Origin of the sequence: Sphingopyxis sp. (genome assembly GCF_036675685.1) — a bacterium.
In the GTDB taxonomy this organism is placed as follows: domain Bacteria; phylum Pseudomonadota; class Alphaproteobacteria; order Sphingomonadales; family Sphingomonadaceae; genus Sphingopyxis.
In genome coordinates, this window is the sequence record NZ_JAKFEM010000048.1 from 23,223 (window position 1) to 42,553 (window position 19,331).

Genomic DNA, 19,331 nt, shown 5'->3' on the forward strand with positions numbered 1-19,331 from the left:
GGCCGATTGCGGTCATTCCGCTTTCGGGCGCAAAATCATCGAAGCGGACACCGCCCAGAGACCGGGATGCTTCACCGACATATGCGCATAACGGCGCACCATCGATTCGGACTTCCAACCGCCCAGATCCTGAAGCACCCAAGTGGGTTCATCATTCTGCCGGAGCCAACTCGCCCAAGTATGTCGCAGATCGTGCCAGCGGAAATCGCTGAACCCGAACCTTTCCGCCCTTGCTGTGGGTCTTGAATGCCGGAACCGTGTAGATCCACTCCCATTCGCGCATCGCCCTTCGGAAAATGGCGCGGATGAGCGCCACATAGATATTCTTGGTGCGATCTGAGCCCTGGATGCGGCGGGTCGCAAGTCCGCCGATCAAGCTCCGGTCGATCTGGTCGCGCCCGGCGATGGCGACGATGACGTCGATCGCTTCGGCGATCAGCCGCTGCGGCACGGTGACCATTGGCTTCCTGGATCAACTGCTCGATCCGGTAGAGCGCGGATACGGCGCTGTTCGCATGAACCGTGGCGATGCCCCCGGATGCCCGGTATTCCAGGCCTTGAGCATGTCGAGGGCTTCGCACCCCCGCACTTCGCCGACGATGTCGCGATCGGGGCGAAGGCGCAGCGTCGGGCGGACCAAATTGGCTATGGTGACGCTGCCGGCCATCGTCGCGTGCCGGATCGCGTGCGCAGCGCCACCACTTCGGGCGCGGCGTATTGAAGCTCGCGCGTGCCCTCGATCAGGATCACCCGCTCGTCGAGATGCGACATCCCGGCGAGCAGCGCATTGGCGAGCGTGGCCTTGCCCAATGACGTGCCACCGGAAACCAGGATTCTTCCGCTCGACGACGGCCATCGACCATAGCCTTGCAAAGCCAGATTGATTTGAGTGACGTCAAGGCGCGCGACAAGATGGCGTCGTTGACGCTTTATGGCCGCGTTTTCCTCCAAATTGGACCTTGTTTTTCTCCAACGATGGCGCCGAAATCGGCGGCTCAACTCCCGCATTTTCCACGACTCCGCGCATCCCATCGCCCCGCCGCGGTCGCTTCGTCATTTACTCCAATATGGCCCAATTTGCAGCGCGTGCGCAGCTTATGGTTAAGGCGTCTTGCCTATTTCTGAGGTGAGACCAGCGGCACCCGCGCGCCAATGGCCGACAACTCCAACGAGGTAGAGATAAGCTATGCGCAACATCCTCTTTCCAGCCCTCGGGATTGGCGTCGCGTTTTCGACGGCGACCCCTGCCTATGCGGACATCACCGGCACCGTCGATGCGACGATTACGCTCGAGGCGGGTTGCATCATCAACGGCCAGAATTTTTCCGACGGCGCTGCCGGTGCCGATTTCGGCAGTCTCGATTTCGGAACGCAAAACACGCTATTCACCGAAGCAGACGGTGAAGTTCTGAGTGGCGGCAGTGCCTTCACCATCCAATGCAGCCCCGGCATCACGCCCGTGCTGTCGTTCGACGCGGGCGAGAATGACGGCGAAGGCGCGGGTTCGGGCCTGCGCGCCATGGCGCATGGCAGCACGGCGGGCCAGTTCGTCACCTACAATCTTTATTCGGACGCTGGGCGGACGACGATTATTCCGATCGGCGGCGACGTCACCCTTTCGTCCAGCGGCGCGGCGCAGACCGTCAATGTCTATGGCCGCGCCTTTGGTGAAGCCGCACTCGTGCCGGGCACCTACGGCGATGTCGTCACCGTCTTGTTGGAACTCTAGGTTTATCATGTCCTTCGCCCGGCGCACCGTCATGGCCCTACACATGGCGGGCACTCTGGAACCTGCGCGCCGGGCGCTGGCCGCCCTCCTCGCTGTGGTCGCGAGCGGGGGCGGCCTTTTTTCTCCGGTCCACGCCGAAACGACGGCGGAATTCGATGTCTCAGCGACTGTCACCTCGGGGTGTCTCGTGGACGGCCTTGGGGACAGCGGCCATGCCGGCAATATCGGAACGCTCGATTTCGGAACCGATTCAACCTTCTCGATCGCGACGCACAGCGCATCGTCCGCAAGCAATCAAATAATCCGCCTCCGTTGTACGCCCGGCATCGCGCTCGCGATGAGCGTGGACGGCGGCGATCACGCCGCCGCTGGCGCGCGGCATCTTCAACTCGGATCGGATAGCGGTGCGCGCATCGCCTATGCGGTCTGCAGTGATGCCGGGTGCACGCTGCCGATTACGATCGGCGGCAGTACCTCGGTTTCAATCACGCCCGCCAATAGCGACGACGTCCGGCTTCCACTTTTTGCCACATTAACGCTGCCGGGCGCGCTGCCGCCGGGCGTCTACAGCGACACGCTGACGGTCACGTTGGCCTGGTGAGGATGAACCGATGAAACAGGCAAAAACGACCAAGCAGGGTCCGCTTTCGCTCCTCTTGCTGCTCATTGCCATCGCCCTGCTCTTCGCCTCGCCACGCCCCGCGGCGGCACAAGCCGGCTCTCTCCTCATCTGGCCAGTCGATCCCGTCATTGAGTCCGGTGCGCGCGCGACAGCATTGTGGCTTGAAAACCCGGGCAAGGCCCCGATCACGTTGCAGGTCCGCATTTACGCCTGGGCGCAGGACGGCGGCAAAAACGCTTATGCACCGCAGGAAACAATATTGGGCACGCCGCCCATCGTCACCGTTGCTCCGGGGGCGAAACAACTCATTCGCCTGACACGTACGACCCCGACGCCGACGAAAGCCGAGCAAGCCTTTCGGGTCGTCGTCGACGAGATACCGACACCATCCCGTGTGGCGGCAAGCAGCGCGGCGGTCAGTTTCCGGATGCGCTATTCTCTGCCGCTGTTCGCCTATGGCGATGGACTGTCACGCAAAGGCGCGGCCGAACCCAGAACCGTTACCCACGCCCCCAGGCTGGCGTGGCGGGTGATTAGCGGCGCCGGGGAACGATATCTCGAGATTCGCAACATGGGCAATTTGCACGCCCGTCTGACCGACGTTGCTTTCGCCCAAGAGGCCGCGCCGGCAAACGACAACGGCGCCTTGGCGAAAGGCTTGTTCGGCTATGTGCTTCCCGGCGCCACGATGCGCTGGCCGCTCCCGGCAGGCACGACGGTGGGGGCCGAGCTTGTCGCCGCCGTCAATGGTGCTGTCCGCGCCCGCCTCGAGCGCATGCCGGGCTGAGCCCTACGATGTCCGCCGCTCCCTCATATCCAACTGCCCGGGGCGCAGGCTTCATTTGCGCGGTGGCGCTTTGCCTGCCCTTGTCGCTCGAAGCGGCCACAACGGGAGCGACCTCTTATGGCGAGCTGCCGCCACCGCCGAAACACCTCGATGCCCGCGACGCCAGTCGAGTATCGCAGCGGCTCGAGCTTGAGCTGGTCATCAACGGACTCGCCTCGGGCCGGATCGTCTCGGTACTGGCGCACGCGGGACGCTTCGAGCTTCGCCTTGCTGACCTCCGAGATGCCGGCTTGCAGCTCCCGCCCGTCGCCAGCGCGAGCGAAACGACCTTCCTCGACAGTCTCGAGGGGATCAGCGCCGACTATGACGCGCCGCGCCAATGCCTTTATCTTACGGTATCGCCTGAATTCCTTCCGAAACAGAAGCTCGGCACGAAGACGCGCAAATTCATGCCCGCAAATTACGATATGGGAGCACTCCTAAACTATGACGTTTATGTGAGCGGGGGCGACGGGAAACCGGTACAAGGCTCCATCTATCACGAAGCACGCTTTTTCAGCGGCGCGGGGATCGTGTCGACGAGCGGCGCGCTGCGCACGGGATCCCGCAAGGGATATATTCGCTACGATAGCTATTTCCGCCGGTCGGACGAGGCGACGGCGACGACGATCGAGGTCGGCGATTTCGTCACCCGCACGCTGCCTTGGGGCCCGGCGGTTCGGCTTGGCGGGATTCAGGTTTCGCGCGACTTTTCGGTGCGGCCTGATGTCGTTACCTATCCAGTGCCGCAGTTCAAAGGCAGCGCCGCCCTTCCCTCGACGGTCGAACTGCTCCTGAACGGTCAGCGCATCGCGGGCGGCGCGGTCAATCCCGGCCCCTTCGCGTTGGAAACGCTGCCACCGATCAATGGCTATGGCGAGGCCAATCTCATCGTCACCGACATGCAGGGCCGCAGCGTCGCGACGAGCCTTCCCTTCTATGTGTCGAGCGCGCTGCTGCGCCCAGGCCTTACCGACTTCGCGGTCGCCTTCGGGGCGTTCCGCGAGAATTACGGGACCCGGAATTTCGATTATGGCGACGTCGCCGCAAGTGCGTCGGCGCGCCATGGCGTCACCGACACGGTGACACTCGAGGTACGGGCCGAGATCGCCGACGACATGCAGCTTGCCGGCGGCGGCGGCGTAGTCCGCCTGGGCAATGTTGGCACGTTGAGCGCCGCGTACAGCCGCAGTTTCCGGAACGACGGCGCCAGCGGCGGCGAACTCGTGCTTGGATATGATTATCAGGCTCGCGGTTTTTCTATCGGGCTCCGCCACAATCGGCGCGACGCCGACTACACAGATCTCGGGCTGCTCGATCGCCGCAGCCGCGGTTGGGAGCGCATCACCGCAGCGACGCTCAGTCTCTCGCTCGGTCGCGCCGGCACCCTCGGCCTGGGCTATTTCGACATCAGTAGGCAGCTCGGCACCGAGGCACGGCTTGCGAACGCGAGCTGGTCGATGCCGCTCTGGGAGGGCAGCCGAATTCATGCCACCGCGAGCCGCGAATTCGAACAGCGCGAATGGTCGGGTGCGTTCACGCTGACCATGCCGCTCGGCGGCCGCGCTGGCACGATGGCAATGAGCCTGACCGATGGGCCGGGAACACCGCCCGGCTGGCGTGCCGACTACAGTCGCGCGGTACCCGTCGCCGGCGGCCTTGGCTGGAGTGCAAGTGCGGCGGGCGGCGCAGGCAACGATCTTTTCCTGCGCGGCGACATGACATGGCGGACCGACCCAGTGCAGCTCAGCGCGGGCGCCTATGGCTCGGATGATGTCACGGGCTGGTTCGGGGCGAGCGGATCGCTCATCTTCATGGACAACTCGCTGTTTGCCGCCAACCGGGTCGCCGACGCCTTTGTGGTGGTGAACACGAACGGCGAGCCTGGCATACCTGTTCGCTATGAGAACCAACTCGTCGGCACGACCAATGGCAATGGTCAGCTTCTGATCCCTTGGGCGAATGCCTATTATGCCGCTAAATATACGATCGACCCCCTGTCGCTCGCCGCTGATGTGCACGTGCCGGTCGTCGAGCAGCGCGCGGCGGTCGCCGCCGGTAGCGGCCATGTCGTGCGCTTTCCCGTTGAACGAATACAGTCCGCCCGCGCAGTTCTGAAGGACGGGAATGGCGTCGTCATTGCGGCGGGGACACGCGCGCGCGTCGGCGGGACCGAGGCGATCGTGGGCTGGGACGGCCTGCTCTTCATCGAGAATCTCGGCATAATCGAAAATGCCGGTGCGGACGCGATCGCCGCGGTGCTACCGGACGGAACCAGCTGCCGCACCGCGCCATCCCGCCTTCCGGAATACGCCGCGAGCGAAACTGCGAACATCGCCGACTTGGGAGACATGATATGCCGCTAGGAAAGCCTTGGCCGCTCGTCGCATTCGCCGGCGCCGCGCTCGCCTTGGCGGTGCCGGAGCAGGCCTTCGCCTGTACGACATCAACGACGAGCACCAGTCTCGGTAACCACAGCAGCTATACAGTCGCGACCGATGTCCAGCAGAGCAGCGGGTCGGCGGGCCTGCAGTGCGACATATTGCTGGCCGCGCTCACAACCCATTATGTAGGCCTAAGCGTCGATGCCTCGACCTTCACGCTCACGGGGCCCGGAGGAAGCCAGATCGGCTATATCGCTTCGCTCACACCGAACGGGACGCCGCTGACGGTCGGCAATTTCCAGAATCTGTCCTCGCTGAGCCTGATCAGCCTTTTCTCGGGGGCGAGCAACAGCATTCCTATCTATGTCCGGACCTCGCCGACGCCGGGACTTCGCGCTGGCACATACAATGGTCATCTCGATCTTAGATGGTATTATTCAGTATGCTCACTGGGCGTCGCCCTATGCCTCAGCTTTTCGTCCAGTCCAGGCTTCGTGCGCCCCGTACCCCTGATCACCCCCATCGACTGGGGAACGGGAACCGCAGTGCGCGTCGATGTAGAGCTCGTCGTCGAGAATGACTGCATCATCACCGCACCCGACCTCGATTTCGGATCGGCACCGCTCGCCGGTAGCTTCAATCCGGTCACCCGCACCATCTTGATCCGCTGCAGCGCGGGCTCCGCCTACACAGTGGGGCTCGACGACGGCGATCATCCGAATGGCGGTACGCGGCGCATGGCAAACGGCGGCGACCATCTTGCCTATGAAATCTATCAGTCCACAACCTCGCCCGATCGCTGGGGCGCTGTCGGAAGCGCGCGGCGGGACAGCGCGGGAGCCGACAGCAATGCCGGCATCTACGATTCAGTGACGACGCAAGGATTCACTTACCGCGCGGAAATTGCGCTGGGGCAGCCCAACCCGCCGCCCGGCAGCTACAGCGATACGATCCGCATCGATGTCGACTTCTGATCGCACCTTGCTCGAAAGGGATATCGCTCGAGCCGGCGATCGCGAACGGAACGCGCGGCGGCTTGAAAAAGGATTCGGCCTAACGGGAATCGATGTAGGTCGCGGCACCAGATGGAGCCAAACTGACAACGACATTTGCCGTTCATGAAACGCTTTTTAACGACTTTATTCATCAATACTGCTAGTATGGCGTAGAAGGAAACGCCGCGCGGGCGCTTGGCCGCAGACAAATTTTGGTCCATTTTGGACGCAACTTCTTCCGGTCTGGGTTAACCGCGACAGCAAACGGCCGTTAGCTTCAGGGGAAGGGGGAATCTATGGTTCAACCGACGGAAGCAAATTCGGATGCAGCAGTCAACTGTCGTGCTGTAGGCACGGGTCCAGCACGTATCGATGAACTCGAACGCCAAGTTGCGTTTCTGCGACGCGCGCTCGGCGCACTTGGTCCTGTGCTGCAAAGTTTCCGCACGGACGACACCACAGGCCTTATCGGCTATTCCGCGCTCCCGACCGGCGTTCCGACTTTCATCGAGAAATCGGGTACCGAAAATCAAAGGGTCCTGACCACCGATGACCAGGCGCGATACGTTCGTGAATATATCCGGCAACGCAGAATGCGCGGCGACTTCTTTCCTCTCGAATTTTTTGCCGATCCGGTGTGGGACATGATGCTCGATCTTTATGCGGCGCACTATGAAGGGCAGCAGGTGTCGGTTTCGAGCCTCTGCATAGCCGCCGCCGTCCCATCGACGACGGCGCTACGTTGGATCAAGACGCTCACTGTTTGCGGCTGGTTCGTTCGCACGCGCGACGATCACGACGGTCGGCGCGTCTACATCGATCTCAGCGACGAAATCCGGGTCAAGCTCGACGTCTATTTCGACAGAATCGGCGCCTGAGCTACGTCGCCAAAATAACGACAGCGGTGTCAATCCGAAAGATAATTTCGCTGGAGGCGCCGTATCTCCTCATCGCTCGTTTGTTCGCCAAGCTGGGCATTGAGAAGTTCGATGGTGGAATTCAACTCGATGGCAGCGAGCATTTCGCCAAGCTGATCGAGGATCGCAAGCTGCTCATAAAGCGCAGCCCGCACGGCGCGCAGCGCGCGCATCCTTTCAAGATGTTTGTCCATACGACCCGCACCTTTTCGATCTCTCGCCCGAGAAAGCTGCGGACTGGGGAGATGAGGCTCGATAGCAAAACTGGCCGTCAAGGAAAATAAGGAAAATATGGAATCGATCAGCTGTGTTTCAGGCGCGCTGACAGCGGATCGGAAGCAGAAATGTGCCGTTATTCGGGCGCAATCGCCTCCAATTCAAACACCCCCCGGATTCTGACGCGAATACGTCCAAGGTGGCGTAATAGCGCCGCGACCCGGACGACGGTGGATTGAGGAAGGCGGGTCGCTTCGGCGATCGCGGCGATTTCACGGTGACCGTCTGAAATAGCCTGAAATACAGCCTCGCATTTTTGGCCAGCGCCGCTCAACGATATCGAATGAAAATCCCTATCCATGCAACTGCATCCAGATCGCAACTCTGCAATCCGATCGCACTGGAACCGCGGTGATTGCACTGGACAAACCAAGGCATTTGCTCGCTGCGTGGCTAGCGGGCAAAACAGCGTGCTGTGCCTCCTGTGTTCGCGCTTGGGTCATTATCCTCTAATATGTAAGTGCAACTTACTTTACCATAAAAAGCATAGCATAAGCTCACGAAATTACAACAAGCTGGGTATTGGCAGTGTTTTTAGAGGATTGAGCGAGCTCTTTGAAATGCATACTTACCTTCGCTGGCCTACGTTCTGAGTCGTAAGTCAACAGTGCTTCGTAACGGCTCCAAAAAATGTTCACGCTGAGCAAAGGCTTGCCCAAGTTAAATCATTATTTGTGCAGTATAAAGATGATGTATCGTCAAAGATTTCTGTTTACGGACATTCATTTTGCGAGCTGCCAGGATTCAACTTTTTGAGTCGTCAGCGCTCAGGACTGGCGGAAGCGGTCCCTCCAAAATGGTGCAATCTCTCAAACCCACTCATCCAACCTTTACCTAGCCTCCGCGATATTCGGCGAGACAACGGGGGTGCAACATGTTCAGGGTCATCGAATGTATCATGCTGCAGCACGACTTGTGGCTCGTCCTGCTAGCAGCGCTCGTCTGGATTTTGGGAAGCGCCGCACTGTTCCTTCTGCTTCAGCGATCGGTCGATTGCGTCGAGGAACGGCGGCGGCAGTGGCTTGCGGTCGCGGCGTTAGCTGCGGGGATTGGCGTTTGGGCGACGCATTTCATTGCGATGCTCGCCTATCAGGGGACGATGCCGATGAGCTTCGACCCCGGACTGACTGCTGTTTCAGCGGTGTTCGCGATCCTCTGCTTCTGGCTGGCCTTCCTTGCCGCTGGCCGTGAATTCGGCATTCGCCAGAGCCTGAGTGCAGGCGCGATCGCTGCAATCGGCGTCGGCGCCATGCATTTCACCGGCATGGCTGCAATCAGGGCGCCGGCCGTTATCCGCTACGACTGGGAGACAATCGCCTACGCCTATGCAATCGTCGCGATTTGCTTCACGCTGGCCTTCACACTTTTCGGGAGGCTGACAGGCGCCCTCCGGATCGTGCTGGCGGCCGCCTTTGCGGTTGTCGGCGTCGTCACCCTGCACTTTACTGCGATGTCGGCAACGGTACTCGCCCCGGACCCGACGCATATGTCACCCGCTGCCACCCAGGGGCACGGTTGGCTCGTCATAGCGATCGTAGCGGCCGCGTTGGGACTGATGATACTCACGCTTGTCGGCGCCTTTCTCGATCGTCTTCTTACCGACCTACGCGGGCTCGCCGATGCGACCCTGGAGGGTCTCGCCATTTCAAGCAATAGCCGCATTGTCGAGGCCAATGCCCAACTCGCAGCCTTGCTCGGCATCGACGTTTCCGACCTGATCGGGACCGACGTCACGTGCTGGTTCAAACCGATCGACGGCCTCAACCTTGAAGCCGAGCGTGAGCGTCCCGCTGAGGCGGTCTTCCAGCGCGCCGATGGCGAGGAACTGCTTGTCGAGATTAGTGCTCACCGCATAGAATATCGTGGCCGCCGTTGCCAGGTGCTGGCGGTGCGCGATCTTACCGCACGCAAGCGCGCCGAACTCCAGATCGAACATCTGGCCGCGCACGACGCACTCACCGGCCTGCCCAATCGGGCACGCTTTTCCAACGCGCTCGAGGGCATCTCGCGCACGGGCGAGCATTTCGCCCTGTTCGCAATTGATCTCGACCGCTTCAAGGCCGTGAACGATCTCTTTGGCCACGCGGCGGGCGACGCCATTCTCTGCCGCGTGGCGGCGCTGCTGCGCGACGTCACCAAAGACCACGATATTGTGGCACGTATCGGTGGCGACGAGTTTCTCATTATCCAACGCGGGATCGAGGATGTCAGCGATGCACGGCAGCTAGCGCAGAGCATCCTCGATGCTTTCGCGCATGAAATGGATATCACGCGCGATCCGATGGCAGTCGGGGTCAGTATCGGCGTTGCGCTGTTCCCCGGCGATGCAGAGGACGCCGACAAGCTACGCAACAACGCCGACGTTGCGCTCTACCGAGCCAAGGAAAGAGGCCGCGGCATGGCCTGCTTCTTCGATCTCGAAATGGATCGCCTGGTTCGCGAACGTCGCGAGCTTGAGCATGATCTGAGGCATGCGATTACACGCCGGCAACTCAGCCTGCTGTTCCAGCCGCTTGTCGCAACGGCGGGCGGCGCGATCGTCGGCTATGAAGCCCTCCTGCGTTGGGCACATCCGACACGCGGAGCGATACAGCCTGAAGTATTCGTACCGATCGCCGAAGATGTCGGCGCCATCATCCCGATCGGTGAGTGGGTACTGCGCGAAGCCTGTGCCGCAGCGATGCACTGGCCGCACCATGTGAGCATCGCTGTCAATGTGTCGGCGGTCCAGTTCCAGGTACCGAATCTCCCCTCGATTGTCGCGGCAGTGCTCTCTGAAAGCGGACTTTCAGCCGACCGGCTTGAACTCGAAGTGACCGAAAGTGTGATGCTTCGCGACCGCGTGGCGGCTCTCGACACGCTTCACCGTTTAAAGGCGCTCGGGGTGCGGATCGTGATGGACGATTTCGGGACCGGCTATTCGTCGCTCAGCAACCTTCAAGCTTTCCCCTTCGACAAGATCAAGATTGACCGCAGCTTCGTCAGCCATGTCACCGATGATGAATCGGCCCGCTCGATCATCCGGGCAATCGTCGGCCTCGGGCGTAGCCTTGACCTTCCGGTTGTGGCCGAAGGCGTCGAAACCGAAGCGCAACGCCAGATGGTTCTCGAAGAGGGATGCCCGCAAGCTCAGGGTTTCCTGTTTGGCGCCCCCGCCGAGGCGGTCAGGGGCGGACCAAAGCTGCGGTTAGTCGAGAAAGTTGCTTCGCTGAAAAGACCAGCACCGCTGCGAGCTGCAAAGCGTTTCGAAAGGCCCGGTTGACATCTTGCCATACCCAAATCACTCCAAAAATTGAACCGGAATTCAATATGGGCCGTGCTCCACACTTCGATCAGCACGCCGCAGCATTACGAGTTGCGGAAGCAACCGCTTTCCGGGTTGGCCGCCGAATCCAGAATGGTCTGCAATGCGGCCCTGAGCGATCACTGTCTATGTGCCAATCCTAGGGCCGCTTTCGGACATGCGCGACTACGGCCAGAACGACCGAGATCGGGCGCAAAGCGGTCGTACCAGTATACCCGCAGGGATGACCCGCTGGCCCCGGAAGGCCAGGAAGCTCCGGCCACATAACTACAGAGACAAAGGCTTCCAGCAAAGCCGGATTCGCCAAATGCTTGCTGGATTCGGACCTTCGACCCGAACCTTCAGCTCACATCGGAATCTGGAGACAAATATTGCGGATTTCTGGAGACAATCGAGAAACAACGCTCGGCTTCGTAGCTCAGTAGCGTAGGTTCGACCTCTGTATCGCAGAGGCGCGCTGGAGCGGGCGAAGGGATTCGAACCCTCGACCCCAACCTTGGCAAGGTTGTGCTCTACCCCTGAGCTACGCCCGCTCTGGCGGCTGGAAACCGGTCGGTTCCAGCGGGTGAGGCGGGCGCTTAGCATCGGCTTTTGGAGTCGGCAACCCCCTTCATGCTTTTCATGCTTTCGAGAGGGCGAAGGGTTGGCATATTCGGCGCAATTCCCACATAAGTGGATGAGAGGCTTTTCCGCTGGCGCGGAATCGCGCAAGCAAAGAACAGGAGCATAGCCGCGTGGCCACATTGGGTCTGAACCCTACCGAAAAGGAAGCCGTCGAAGCCTTCCGCCGCGACGTCGTCGAACCGTCGATGACCAGCCTCGTGATTCTCGATTTCTGGGCCGAATGGTGCGGGCCGTGCAAACAGCTCGGCCCGGTGCTCGAAAAGGTCGCCGCGGATTACGCCGACAAGGGTGTCGTGCTGGCAAAGGTCGATGTCGATGCGAATCGCTTTATCGCTGCGCAGTTTCAGGTCCAGTCGATCCCGACCGTCTATGCGATCTTCCAGGGCCAGCCGGTCGCCAATCTGACCAACGCGCGCACCGAAAGCCAATTGAAGGCAATGCTTGACCAGCTGCTCGCGCAGCTTCCGATCGAGAGCGAAGCGAGTGCCCGCGCAGTCGAGATCGCGCCGCTGATCGAAATGGGCGACACAGTGCTGGCCGAAGGCGACGGCGCGCGCGCCGCGAGCATCTTCGCGCAAATCCTCGAGATGGCGCCGGGCAACGCCGCGGCGCATGGCGGGCTGATCCGCGCGCTCGTGCTGACCGGCGATATGGAAGGCGCGCAGGCCGCGCTCGATACGGTGTCCGCCGAAATCGCCGAAGACCCGGCCATCGCGCAGGCGAAAAGCGCGCTCGCGCTCGCCGCCGACGCCCCCGATGCCGGCGAACTCGCTGCCTTCGAAGCCGCGGTCGCGGCGAAACCCGACGATCATCAGGCGCGATTCGATCTCGCGAGCGCGCAGATCGGCGCCGGGCAGCGCGATGCCGCCGCCGACAATTTGCTCCACATCGTCGCCGCCGACCGCGAATGGCAGGAGGACGCCGCGCGCGCCAAATTGCTGTCGCTGTTCGAAGCCGTCGGCCTCGAAGACCCATGGGTCGCGGCGCAGCGCCGCCGCCTGTCGCTCATCCTGTTCGGCTGATGAACGCCGACGCGCCTCTGACCATCCAGCGGATCGCGATCTTTCCGTTGCCCGGTGCGGTGCTGTTTCCCGGGCTGCACCTGCCGCTCCACATCTTCGAACCGCGCTATTCGGCGATGGTGCAGGAGGTGCTCGCGCGGGACCGGCAGATCGGCATGATCCAGCCGCGCCAGCTTCTCGGCGAAGAGAATCGCGAGCCCCCCGCACTGTACGACGTCGGCTGCGTCGGCCGCATCATCGATGTCGAGGCGCTCGACGAAGGCCGCTTCAATCTCGTTCTCGAAGGCGTGGCGCGCTTTCGCATCCGCCGCGAGCTCGACGTCACGACGCCGTTCCGCCAGGTCGAGGCCGAGATCGAACTCGAAGCCGAAGACGAAGCGGTGCTGTCGAGTATCGAACGCGCGAGCCTCGAACGCGAGGCCAAGCGCTTTGCGGCGCGGCAGGGCTATGTCGTCGACTGGGATTCGGTCGGCCAGCTCGACGATGCGACGCTGGTGAACGGCATCGCGCAGGTCGCGCCGTTCGACGCCGCCGCGAAACAGGCGCTGCTCGAAACCACGCCGATCGACGCGCGCGCCGAGCTGGTCGTCCAGCTGATGCAATTTTTCGGCCGCTTCGACGGCGACGACGGCCGCGCCACGCTGCAATAGGCGTTGAGCCTAGGCGCTGAAGCGCCAGCCTTGCTGCTTCCTCCTCTGGATCCCCGCGAAGGCGGGGATCCATCTCCTGCCCGCTCCAAATGGCACGATCAGGAGATGGGCTCCCGCCGTCGCGGGAGCACACCGCCTTTTTGTTCATAATGTCCTCTAATGCGACTTTCGCAGCGCCGCGTGACGGACGATGTCGGCAAGCGCGCGGCGTACCACATGGCGGTCGCTCTCGCGCAGCCGCTCGGCGGCCCCGGTCACCATCAGCTGATGCCGGACCAGCGCGCGTTCGCCGGCAACGCGCGCGTCGACGCGATCGCCATCGCCGCGCGTCGCGCGCAGCAACCCGGCGCGGCGCCGCGCCGCCCACTCGCCTACCAGCCGGTCGGCAACCAGCATCGCGAGATCGTCGGCCGCCCCCTGCTCGGTCGCCGTTTCGGCTGCGGGGTCGATTAACCAGTCGTCAGCGCCCTCGTCCGCCAACGCATCGAGCGACAGCGTTGCGGTGACATGGCGGCGCCCGGCGCAGCGCTAGTCGCCATGGAGGCGGTGACGCAGCGCCTGCAGCTCGGCGCGCAGCTGCCAATTGACATGGGTGGTGAAGCGCGCGCGCCGGATCATAGCGGTCAGCGGCGCGGTGGAGCGCGATCGCGCAGACCTGCGCAGCGTCGTCGCTCACATCGGCCAGACCATAGGTGCGGGTGAAATAGCGGATGCGCGGTGCGGCGAGCGCGGCGAGCCGGGCAAATTTCCGATCGACCAGCGCCCGTCCGCGCGCGCCGGGCGCCGCATCGAACGCGGTCCGCGCCTGGATATAGTCTGTCACCGCCTGTTCGAGGGCGTCGCTTTTTGCCGACATGGTCCTGTCCTCATCGTGCCGCGGCGTGGTTGCCGCAGCGACGGGGATAGGAGGTCATGATGAGCGGCCAGCTGCCGCGCGCCTAAGTAGAAATACCTAGATTTCCGTCCCCGCGAGCAGGCGCGGCAGGTCGCCCGCTTCGCCGCGCGCCTCGTCCATGAAAAAGCGCTTGAGCAGCGGCAGCCGCTGGACAGCGCCCAGCCCGGTGCGGCGCACCGCCGCGGCGGTCCGGCCCGGAATCCCGAACAGGCGCGTCAGGCCGTCGGTCGCGAGGCTGACCATCAGGCTGTCGAGCCCGCGCCAGCGCTGGTAGCGCGCGAGCAGCGCGGCGTCGCCGAGGTCGAGCCCGAGCCGGGCGCCCCCCACGAGCACTTCGGTCAGCGCCGCGACATCGCGCAGGCCAAGATTGAGCCCCTGACCCGCGATCGGATGAATGCCGTGCGCGGCGTCGCCGACGAGCGCGATGCGTGTCGCAACGATCGACGCGCTGTGATGGAAACCGAGCGGATAGGTCATCCGCGGGGCAACGAGCTCCATCGCGCCGAGTAGCCCGCCTGCACGCTTTTCGAGTTCGGCGACGAACCCCCGCTCGCCGAGCTTGGCAAAGCCCGGGCCGTCCTTTTCGGCCACCGTCCAGACGAACGCCGACCGGTGCCGCCCCTGTGCATCGTCGACGAGCGGCAGCAAGGCAAAAGGCCCCGACGGGAAGAAGATTTCATGCGCGACATTGCCGTGCGGCTTTTCGTGCGCAACCGCGCCGATCATCGCGTGATGATGGTACGACCAGTTCGCGATGCTGAATCCCGCGGCGTCGCGGGTCGGCGAGCGGCGCCCCTCGGCGACGACAAGCAGCGGGGCCTGAAGCCGGGTGCCGTCGGCGAGGGTCAGTGTGACGCCATGCGCGTCGATCTCACGCGACACGGCCTGCGCCGGCATCAGCAGCCGTACGAGCGGCGCATCGGCCAGCGCGGCGGCGAGCGCGAGGCGAAGCTGGCGATTTTCGACCATCGTGCCGAGCGGCGGCGCACCGTCATCGGTGACAAAGTCGAGCTCGCCGGCACGGCCGCTGCCGGGCACCCCGTCGCCGACCTTGATCGCGCGGATCGGGCAGCCGTGGCCGGCGAGGCGCTCTGCGAGACCCAGCACCCCGAACATCTGCCACGTCGCGCTCGCAATCGCCGAGGCGCGGCCGTCGAAGCCCGGCGCGATCGTCGCCACCGGGTCGGCGGGATCGACCAGCTGGACCGACAGGCCATGGTGGGCGAGGGCGAGGGCGAGGGTCTGGCCGACGAGGCCGCCCCCCGAAATCAGGACATCGCTGCGCAGCGTTTCGCTCATGGCTTTTGCCCTAGACGGCAACGGAGCGGATGGAAAGCGGGCGGAGCTTCATTTGGTTCGCGCAAAGACGCGAAGAACGCGAACATGTCATGTCAGCCGCGAAGCAGCTTTTCTCTTTTTGGCCGTCGCATCCGGGGCGCTCCGGTGATGCAGAAGGGGCCTGTCGGCCCAAACGGACCTCTTCGTGTTCTTCGCGTCTTTGCGCGAACCCGTTAAAACCCCCATGCTTGACGCCGACTCCGCCCCATGCGCATATCGCCGTGGTTAACTGGCAGGGACCCGAGAAGAGCATGGCAAGCCGCAAGGCCGCATCCGCAAAAGCCGATTGGCGCACCGTTTTCCGCCAAAGCATCGCGCGATCGCTGGTGATCGCCGCGGCGGCGCTGCTTGGGCTGTTCACGCTGTTCCTGACCCTGGCTTTCGTCACCTATGACGCAACCGACTCGGCGTTCAACACCGCCGCCGGGGGCACCCCAACCAACCTGATGGGCGGCCTCGGCGCCCGGTTTGCCGATATGGGCCTGTTCATCGGCGGCGCGCCGATCATCTTGCTCCTTCCCTTGCTCGGCATCTTTGCCTGGCGGTTGTGGACCGGCGAACCGCAGCCCTATTGGCTGCGCCAGCTGATCTATGCCTTTATCGGCATCCTGCTCGCCGGCCTCGGCGCGCAGCTTTTGATGCAGGACAGCAACGCGCAGCTTCCCGCTGGCTGGGGCGGGATCATCGCGCTGATCGTCGGCGGCGCGATCGATCCGCCGCTGACGCGGATCGGCGATCCGGCCGCGGCGCTGATCCGCATCGCGGCGATCCTGCTGCTCATCGGAATCGGCCTTTGGCTCGCCTATCGCGCGCTGCGGCTCGAAAAGGGCTGGGCGTCGCGCTTCAGGTTGCCCGCCGTCGAAAGCAGCCGCATCGTCGAGCCCGCCCGCGCGGCGAGCGATGGCGCAAGGATGCCGAACCCGATGGAGCCCATTGTCCGCCCGCGCGCCGTCGCCGAGCCAAGCGATCGCGCCCCGCCCGAGATCGCCGACCCGGCGCAGCGCACCGCGCCGTCGAAACCCCGGCCCAAGCCGCAGACCGAGCTGTTCACCAATTACCAGCTACCGTCGATCGACCTGCTCGCGCCGCCGCCGCCGGGGCCGACCGGGCAGATCGACAAGGCAGGGCTGGAGCGCAACGCGCGCCTGCTCGAATCGGTGCTCGAGGATTTCCAGGTCAAGGGCGTCGTGACCGCAGTCCGTCCCGGCCCCGTCGTCACGATGTACGAACTCGAGCCCGCGCCGGGCACGAAGGCGAGCCGCGTGTCGAACCTCGCCGACGATATCGCACGCAACATGTCGGCGCTGTCGGCGCGCATCGCGCCGATCCCCGGCCGCACCGTCATCGGCATCGAACTACCCAACGCGCATCGCGAGGCGGTGGTGCTGCACGAGATTATCGGCAGCGCGCTGTTCCAGGACCAGACCGGCGCGCTCCCGATCATCCTCGGCAAGAATATCAGCGGCGACCCGATGATCGCCGACCTCGCACCGATGCCGCACCTGCTGATCGCGGGTACGACGGGTTCGGGTAAGTCGGTCGGCCTCAACGCGATGATCCTCTCGCTGCTCTATCGGCTTGGTCCCGATCAGGTGAAGATGATCATGATCGATCCCAAGATGCTGGAACTCAGCGTCTATGATGACATTCCGCACCTGCTCGCCCCGGTGGTGACCGAGCCCAAGAAGGCGATCCGCGCATTGAAATGGGCGGTTGAGCAGATGGAGGACCGCTACCGGATGATGTCGTCGCTGTCGGTGCGCAACCTCGCGAGCTACAACGACAAGGTCCGCGGCGCGCTCGCCAAGGGCAAGTCGCTCGGGCGGCGCGTCCAGACCGGTTACGACCCCGACACCGGCCAGCCGGTCTATGAGGAAGAGGCGCTCGACTATAACCCGCTGCCGCAGATCGTGGTGGTGGTCGACGAGCTCGCCGACCTGATGATGACCGCAGGCAAGGAAGTCGAGTTCCTGATCCAGCGGCTGGCACAGAAAGCGCGCGCGGCGGGCATCCACTTGATCCTCGCGACGCAGCGCCCGTCGGTCGACGTCATCACCGGCGTGATCAAGGCGAACCTGCCGACGCGCATCAGCTTCAACGTCACCTCGAAGATCGACAGCCGCACGATTTTGGGCGAGGCGGGCGCCGAACAGCTGCTCGGCAAGGGCGACATGCTCTACGTCCCCGGCGGCAAGCAGATCACGCGTATCCACGGCCCCTTCGTGTCGGACGACGAGGTGCGCGCGGTCGCCGACCACTGGCGCGGTCAGGGCCGCCCCGACTATGTCGAAAGCGTCACCGAGGATCCCGAGGACGGCGGCTTTGCGATGGAGGGCGCGCCTGCGGGCGGCGACAGCGCCGAGGACCGCATGTATGCCAAGGCGTGCCAGATCGTCGTCGAAAGCCAGAAAGCATCGACAAGCTGGCTCCAGCGGCAACTCCGCATCGGCTACAACAGCGCGGCGCGCCTGATCGAGCGGATGGAGGAGGAAGGGCTGGTGAGCCCGCCGAACCATGTCGGCCGCCGCGATGTGCTCACAGACCAATATGGCCAGCAGCGGTGAGCATGAGAATCCCTTTGTCCTGAGGAGCCATTGAGCTTGTCGAAATGGCGTCTCGAAGGATCTTGCGCCGCGTCCGAAGTCCTTCGAGACGGGGTCTTCGACGAGCTCAGCCCCCTCCTCAGGACGAACGACAGTGGAACCCGACGTCGGGTTCGAGACTTGAACAGCAACCAAAGATCAGGTTCAGCGCGGGTTCAATGCCCGGCTGCGAAGGACCAATCCGACCTGTTTCAGAATTGAGAACCCAATGACCCTGAAAATCCCCCTCACCCGCCTCGCCGCCTGGATGCTCGCCCCCGTGGCGGCCGCGGGCCTTGCCATCGGCGCGCCCGCCATCGCCCAGTCGTCGAGCACGCTGGCGTCGGTGCAGTCGCATCTCAAGTCGACGAGTTCGATGACCGCCAATTTCGTCCAGACCGATCGCAACGGCCAGCGGCTGAACGGCCAGCTGACCTTGAAGCGGCCGGGCAAGATCCGTTTCCAGTATCAAAAGGGCGTCCCGCTGCTGATCGTCGGCGACGGCAGTTCGTTGACGATGATCGATTATGAGGTCAAGCAGGTGCAGCGCTGGCCGGTGAAGAATTCGCCGCTCGGCGCGCTGCTCGACCCCGACCGCGACCTCACCAAATATGCCAGGGTCCTGCCGACCGGCAGCAACGACGTGCTGAGCGTCGAGGTCAAGGATCCCAAGCGCCCCGAATATGGCACAATCACGATGGTGTTCGTCCGTGACGGCTCGGCGCCTGCCGGCCTGCGCCTGCGCGGCTGGGTCGCGCTCGATTCGCAAAACAACCGGACGCGGATCGACCTGACCAACCAGAAATTCAACGTCGCGGTCGCCGATTCGGCTTTCCGCTGGACCGATCCGCGGCCCAGGCAGCGCGGCCGCGCGGGCTGACGCGGATCATCCCAAGCACCCCCAATCAAGCGGCGCCGAATCTGCGAACCGGATTCGGCGCCGCTTTTCCGTCCAACCGACATGACGGATCGACGAACTGCAAAAACGGCTCCGGAGCGTTCATTTTCGTTCAGCTTGGCGACAGGGAAGGAGCGCTATTTCAACTCTCGAAGGCGCCAACACGGCCCCCGGATTTGGGTTTCCCCCTGTTGCCCCACCCGGACTGCCAGGCACCTTCATTCAAGAGCGTGACGAACGCTGACCTTGAACCCCCGTTCCACCGCCCC

General features: G+C 63.4%; 20 protein-coding genes and 1 tRNA gene. 11 read left to right on the forward strand and 10 right to left on the reverse strand.

The annotated features are described in order from the left end of the window. Positions 1 to 12: 12 nt before the first annotated feature. Genes V6M50_RS20350 through V6M50_RS20365 form a run of 4 tightly spaced genes read right to left on the reverse strand, consistent with a single transcriptional unit; the run spans position 13 to position 951 of the window. Positions 13 to 189 carry a tyrosine-type recombinase/integrase gene (locus tag V6M50_RS20350; RefSeq protein WP_443030538.1) on the reverse strand — a complete coding sequence of 59 codons (177 nt, stop codon included), beginning with the start codon at positions 187 to 189 and terminating at the stop codon, positions 13 to 15. After that, positions 152 to 460 (reverse strand): hypothetical protein, encoded by a 309-nt coding sequence (locus V6M50_RS20355; RefSeq protein WP_443030539.1) that lies wholly within the window; start codon positions 458 to 460, stop codon positions 152 to 154. The genes V6M50_RS20350 and V6M50_RS20355 overlap by 38 nt, the downstream gene beginning before the upstream one ends. A 12-nt stretch (positions 461 to 472) precedes the next feature. Continuing rightward, complete coding sequence (locus V6M50_RS20360; RefSeq protein WP_443030535.1) at positions 473 to 667, reverse strand: ATPase, T2SS/T4P/T4SS family; 195 nt, start codon at positions 665 to 667, stop codon at positions 473 to 475. After that, a complete protein-coding gene (locus tag V6M50_RS20365) occupies positions 646 to 951 on the reverse strand; it encodes a hypothetical protein (protein ID WP_443030536.1) in 306 nt (101 codons plus the stop codon). The genes V6M50_RS20360 and V6M50_RS20365 overlap by 22 nt, the downstream gene beginning before the upstream one ends. A gap of 235 nt (positions 952 to 1,186) precedes the next feature. Between V6M50_RS20365 and V6M50_RS17365 the strand changes: the two genes are divergently transcribed. The 6 genes from V6M50_RS17365 (at position 1,187) to V6M50_RS17390 (ending at position 7,434) form a co-directional block, all read left to right on the forward strand. Further along, positions 1,187 to 1,729, forward strand: coding sequence for a Csu type fimbrial protein (locus V6M50_RS17365; RefSeq protein ID WP_332819838.1), 543 nt, complete (start codon positions 1,187 to 1,189; stop codon positions 1,727 to 1,729). A 7-nt stretch (positions 1,730 to 1,736) separates the two neighbouring features. Further along, positions 1,737 to 2,330, forward strand: coding sequence for a Csu type fimbrial protein (locus tag V6M50_RS17370; protein WP_332819839.1), 594 nt, complete (start codon positions 1,737 to 1,739; stop codon positions 2,328 to 2,330). 10 nt (positions 2,331 to 2,340) lie between these two features. Continuing rightward, complete coding sequence (locus V6M50_RS17375; RefSeq protein ID WP_332819840.1) at positions 2,341 to 3,138, forward strand: fimbrial biogenesis chaperone; 798 nt, start codon at positions 2,341 to 2,343, stop codon at positions 3,136 to 3,138. A 62-nt stretch (positions 3,139 to 3,200) separates the two neighbouring features. Further along, positions 3,201 to 5,543, forward strand: a complete 2,343-nt coding sequence (locus tag V6M50_RS17380) for a fimbria/pilus outer membrane usher protein (RefSeq protein WP_332819841.1) — start codon at positions 3,201 to 3,203, stop codon at positions 5,541 to 5,543. After that, a complete protein-coding gene (locus tag V6M50_RS17385; RefSeq protein ID WP_332819842.1) occupies positions 5,534 to 6,535 on the forward strand; it encodes a Csu type fimbrial protein in 1,002 nt (333 codons plus the stop codon). The genes V6M50_RS17380 and V6M50_RS17385 overlap by 10 nt, the downstream gene beginning before the upstream one ends. Before the next feature lie 317 nt (positions 6,536 to 6,852). Then, entirely contained in the window at positions 6,853 to 7,434 is a 582-nt protein-coding gene (locus V6M50_RS17390; RefSeq protein ID WP_332819843.1) for a MarR family winged helix-turn-helix transcriptional regulator, read from the forward strand. 29 nt (positions 7,435 to 7,463) lie between these two features. Here the strand turns inward: V6M50_RS17390 and V6M50_RS17395 are convergent, their stop codons facing one another. Beyond that, positions 7,464 to 7,667, reverse strand: a complete 204-nt coding sequence (locus V6M50_RS17395) for a hypothetical protein (protein WP_332819844.1) — start codon at positions 7,665 to 7,667, stop codon at positions 7,464 to 7,466. Positions 7,668 to 7,825: 158 nt separating this feature from the next. After that, the gene (locus V6M50_RS17400) at positions 7,826 to 8,050 is read right to left on the reverse strand and encodes a hypothetical protein (RefSeq protein ID WP_332819845.1); all 225 of its coding nucleotides are present in this window, start codon (positions 8,048 to 8,050) and stop codon (positions 7,826 to 7,828) included. A gap of 573 nt (positions 8,051 to 8,623) precedes the next feature. Between V6M50_RS17400 and V6M50_RS17405 the strand changes: the two genes are divergently transcribed. Continuing rightward, positions 8,624 to 11,011, forward strand: a complete 2,388-nt coding sequence (locus V6M50_RS17405; RefSeq protein ID WP_332819846.1) for a bifunctional diguanylate cyclase/phosphodiesterase — start codon at positions 8,624 to 8,626, stop codon at positions 11,009 to 11,011. Positions 11,012 to 11,511: 500 nt separating this feature from the next. Here the strand turns inward: V6M50_RS17405 and V6M50_RS17410 are convergent. Further along, positions 11,512 to 11,586 (reverse strand) — tRNA-Gly (locus V6M50_RS17410). A 201-nt stretch (positions 11,587 to 11,787) separates the two neighbouring features. On the opposite strand from V6M50_RS17410, the gene V6M50_RS17415 reads away from it, so the two are divergent. Both V6M50_RS17415 and V6M50_RS17420 read left to right on the forward strand, forming a co-directional pair. Beyond that, positions 11,788 to 12,699 carry a tetratricopeptide repeat protein gene (locus V6M50_RS17415; protein WP_332819847.1) on the forward strand — a complete coding sequence of 304 codons (912 nt, stop codon included), beginning with the start codon at positions 11,788 to 11,790 and terminating at the stop codon, positions 12,697 to 12,699. Then, complete coding sequence (locus V6M50_RS17420) at positions 12,699 to 13,349, forward strand: LON peptidase substrate-binding domain-containing protein (protein ID WP_332819848.1); 651 nt, start codon at positions 12,699 to 12,701, stop codon at positions 13,347 to 13,349. The genes V6M50_RS17415 and V6M50_RS17420 overlap by 1 nt, the downstream gene beginning before the upstream one ends. A 156-nt stretch (positions 13,350 to 13,505) precedes the next feature. On the opposite strand, the gene V6M50_RS17425 is transcribed toward V6M50_RS17420, so the two are convergent. The 3 genes from V6M50_RS17425 to V6M50_RS17435 form a co-directional block, all read right to left on the reverse strand. Continuing rightward, positions 13,506 to 13,829 (reverse strand): hypothetical protein, encoded by a 324-nt coding sequence (locus tag V6M50_RS17425; RefSeq protein ID WP_332819849.1) that lies wholly within the window; start codon positions 13,827 to 13,829, stop codon positions 13,506 to 13,508. Then, positions 13,810 to 14,205, reverse strand: a complete 396-nt coding sequence (locus V6M50_RS17430; RefSeq protein ID WP_332819850.1) for a hypothetical protein — start codon at positions 14,203 to 14,205, stop codon at positions 13,810 to 13,812. The genes V6M50_RS17425 and V6M50_RS17430 overlap by 20 nt, the downstream gene beginning before the upstream one ends. 96 nt (positions 14,206 to 14,301) lie before the next feature. After that, positions 14,302 to 15,543, reverse strand: a complete 1,242-nt coding sequence (locus V6M50_RS17435; protein ID WP_332819851.1) for an FAD-dependent monooxygenase — start codon at positions 15,541 to 15,543, stop codon at positions 14,302 to 14,304. A gap of 290 nt (positions 15,544 to 15,833) precedes the next feature. Between V6M50_RS17435 and V6M50_RS17440 the strand changes: the two genes are divergently transcribed. Both V6M50_RS17440 and V6M50_RS17445 read left to right on the forward strand, forming a co-directional pair. Then, positions 15,834 to 18,146 carry an FtsK/SpoIIIE family DNA translocase gene (locus V6M50_RS17440; RefSeq protein WP_332819852.1) on the forward strand — a complete coding sequence of 771 codons (2,313 nt, stop codon included), beginning with the start codon at positions 15,834 to 15,836 and terminating at the stop codon, positions 18,144 to 18,146. A gap of 247 nt (positions 18,147 to 18,393) precedes the next feature. Beyond that, entirely contained in the window at positions 18,394 to 19,044 is a 651-nt protein-coding gene (locus V6M50_RS17445) for a LolA family protein (protein WP_443030537.1), read from the forward strand. Positions 19,045 to 19,331 lie beyond the last annotated feature (287 nt).